A 1,695-nucleotide genomic window follows, 5' to 3' on the forward strand; every position below is an offset into this window, starting at 1 on the left:
TGTTGGGGGTGCTGCTGTCGGTGTCGCCCTGGGGGCCACCGGCGACGGGCTCCGCGGCGCGGCTCGCGATCTCGTTCTGGAGCGCGGCGGCGGAGAAGCGCATGGTGCCGTCCCCGCGCGGGTTGCCGAGGGCAGGGGCTTCGGCGGGGCTCGCTGCCTCGTCCGTACCCGCACGGCTCGGGGTCTCGTCGCGCAGGACAACGGGGGAGAAGCGCATGGTGCGGTCGCTCTGGGCATCACCGTTGTCCGCGTTGTCCGCAGCGGCGGGTGCGTCCTCGCTGACGGCTTCACCGCCGAACGGAAGCCGGTCACCGTCCCACGGTGCGTCAGCCGGGGCTTCGTCCTGTGCGGCAGCGACCGGCGGCGTCACATCGTGGCTCGCTTCGGCGCCGAGGGGGAACCGCTCGTCGGCCTGCGGCGCGGCGTCGGCCGGAGAGGTTACGTCGGAGGCGGTCGCGTCCGGGCCGGACGGCGCATGACCGGTCTCGGTGCTGGTCTCGGTACCGATCTCGGTGCCGGGACCGGTTTCGGTACCGGCGTCGGCAACGAGCGGGGCCTCGGCCGGGCGCGGCGGAATGAGGTGCGCCGGGATGGCGACACCCGCGTCCCCGCCGAACGGGAGAGGGCTCGCACCGTCGCCCTGCCCCGACTCGGCGGCGTCGGCCGCACCCTGCGCGGTGAAGGCCGGGCGGTCGTCGGCCTGTGGTGCGTTGGCCTGCGGTGCGTCGGCCGGAAGCGTGGGAACAGGCGCGGGTTCCGCGGCGGCGATCGCGTCCCAGGGACCGTTCCCGGAACGGTCTCCGGAACCGTTCGCGGAAACCGCGTCGGCCGCTGCGTCGGTGCCGGCTCCGGTGGGCGACGCGAGAGGTTCACCCGAAGGCGGCGGGGCAGTGAAGCCCGCGTCACTCGGGGCACCGAAGGCACCGGGCGCGCCCGTGTGGTCCGGGGTCGCCGCGGGCGCCGCCGCGGGCGTCACCGCGTTCTGCGTGTACCAGGCAGGGGGCGTGTAGTCGATCGTGAACTCGCCCGAATGGTCGGCTTCGTTCTCGTGGCCCGCGTCGGACCGGGCCTCGCCGGCTGTGCTCCCGCCCGCGCGGTGCTCGTCCCGATCGCTGCTCACATTGCCTCCTGCTGAAGTGGTCTGACGCCCATGAAGTGCCTGTCGGGCCCGACCGTTCCCGTCGTCCGACGACTGCCGGGGTTCCCCCGTGTGCGACGGGAGCCGCCTGGCTGGGCTCTCCTGTACGTACACCCACCAAGCCTAATCGTCATACGCATCGCCACGGCAGGGCCGCCCCTGCCCCACCGATTGCCCCTGCGTCACCGGTGGGCGCCCCGGGCGTACTTCACCTGGGCATACGCCGGACGTATCGGCAGACACTCTCGATGTCCCCGACGTCCCACGGCATCCCGCCGGTTGCCCTGCCGACGAGCTTGCCCGCCTCGACCGGCCCCGGGCCCTGTCGGAGTGGGGTGATAGAAAGATTTTCCCGCTCGAATACCAAGACGGCGCGGGACTCGCGCCCGATTCACTCCTTTTCGAGGGAATGCTGATATTCCGTCGAATAGCGGGGGGAGGCAGAACGGGCGACGGGCCTGCACACAAGAGGTATGCGCTGATGGTCCAGCCGCCCCCACCCCCACCGATGCCACCGAACCGGCCCTCCGAGGACGGCTTCGGCGCACCGCAGGATC

General features: G+C 72.4%; 1 protein-coding gene. It reads right to left on the minus strand.

What is annotated here, in order from left to right:
* Nucleotides 1–1,120 (minus strand): SCO5717 family growth-regulating ATPase (locus K6I34_RS36620; protein ID WP_308294110.1); only part of this gene is annotated, 1,120 nt, incomplete at its 3' end.
* Between the last annotated feature and the right edge of the window lie 575 nt (nt 1,121–1,695).

This window comes from Streptomyces sp. UNOC14_S4, from assembly GCF_020740835.1.
Taxonomy (GTDB): Bacteria; Actinomycetota; Actinomycetes; order Streptomycetales; family Streptomycetaceae; genus Streptomyces.